This is a genomic window from Bifidobacterium catulorum (genome assembly GCF_003129925.1).
In the GTDB taxonomy this organism is placed as follows: Bacteria; Actinomycetota; Actinomycetes; order Actinomycetales; family Bifidobacteriaceae; genus Galliscardovia; species Galliscardovia catulorum.
In genome coordinates, this window is the sequence record NZ_QFFN01000077.1 from 1 (window position 1) to 1,363 (window position 1,363).

General features: G+C 61.6%; 1 protein-coding gene. It reads right to left on the bottom strand.

What is annotated here, in order from left to right; all coding sequences use genetic code 11:
* A partial coding sequence (locus DF200_RS10550; protein ID WP_146192077.1) for a phospholipid carrier-dependent glycosyltransferase occupies positions 1–682 on the bottom strand: 682 nt, incomplete at its 3' end.
* Positions 683–1,363 lie beyond the last annotated feature (681 nt).

Here is a 1,363-nt window from a genome sequence, read left to right on the forward strand (position 1 = left end):
TTGCGGAATCGTCCTGCCGGGAGGTGGGGCGGCGGCCGGGTGCTCGTGTTCGGCCGAACGGTGCGGTGCGCGGTATCCATTTGGCCCGATACCGCCGTGATTCGCGTTCGTAGGCTTCGTGGAGGCGCGTGCGTGACCAGTCGCGGTGGGCGAGCATGCAGGCGAATGCGCCGAGTGCCAGCACCATGATGAAGTTGTCGAGCAGGCCGGTGCGGCTCATCGTGATGCCCATGCCGTCGATCGCCATGAGGAATCCGCCGAGCAACGCCATGGGCAGCGACCGGAACAGCCTCAGGATGACGCGGCAGAGGATGAGGATGGCGAGGGTGCCGGCGATGGCCGTGGAGACGCGCCATGCGAACGGGTTCGAAGCCCCTCCGAACAGCTGCATGCCGAGTGCGATGCACCATTTGCCGAATGGGGGGTGGACGACGTATTCGGCGCTCGCCAGCCATCCGTCGAGATGCAGGCCGTTGGCGAACAGCGTGTCGACGGCGGTGCCGTCGATCTTCTCCGGCCAGTTGCGTGGCTCGCCGGTCATGATCATCGTCCACGCGTCCTTGACGTAATAGGTTTCGTCGAATACCACGGCACGTGGGGAGCCTAGACGGATGAAACGCAGCAGTCCTCCGAAGCACGCCATCAGGATGGGCAGCGTCCACCCCAGCACGGAGGGGTTCATGATGGCGTTGGTGGTTTTGGTGGCGCTGGTGGCCTGTTTCGCGGATTGCCTGCGGGGCAGGGATCTGGCACCGTGCCGCGTATGCGCGCATGGGCGTGCTTCCGCGGGCGTTCGCCGTCGCCGCGCCGTCTGCGTTGTCGTATCCGTGTTCACCCTTTCAAGGGTAGCGGCTGAGTTGTGGACATGCGGGAAACGATATGCAAAAGCCGGTCCCCGATAGGGGACCGGCTCTATGTACAAGCGCTGCGGAATGCGGAATCTCTACACAACATCGTCGTCGTGGCGGCAAGTCTTATATAATCCGCCCAACATCATTGACCTTGGTGATCATCTACTTTTGTGGGCTCCGCGCTGTTCCGTTTTGCTTGTAGTTCCATTATCTCCCCGATCCCGTGTTTTGCAAGCCTTGTGGGATGGTTTTTCTTGGTTTTTTTGAGGTGGGTCTCCGATGGGACGACGGCGTGGGGCGTGGCTGGCGGGATGATGTTCGTTTATGTTCCGATATGGCCGGATTCAGGGGGTTTGATGTGACCGATGGGCGAGGTGGAGGTAGATATTGTTCGTTTGCGGTCGGACGCCGCGTGATGCCGGAAGGCTCCACCCGACGGGTCATGTACGAATAGTGAAACAAGGGTTCATGATGTGGATGCGTGGTGCGGGTGGGACGTGGTGCGGGTGACG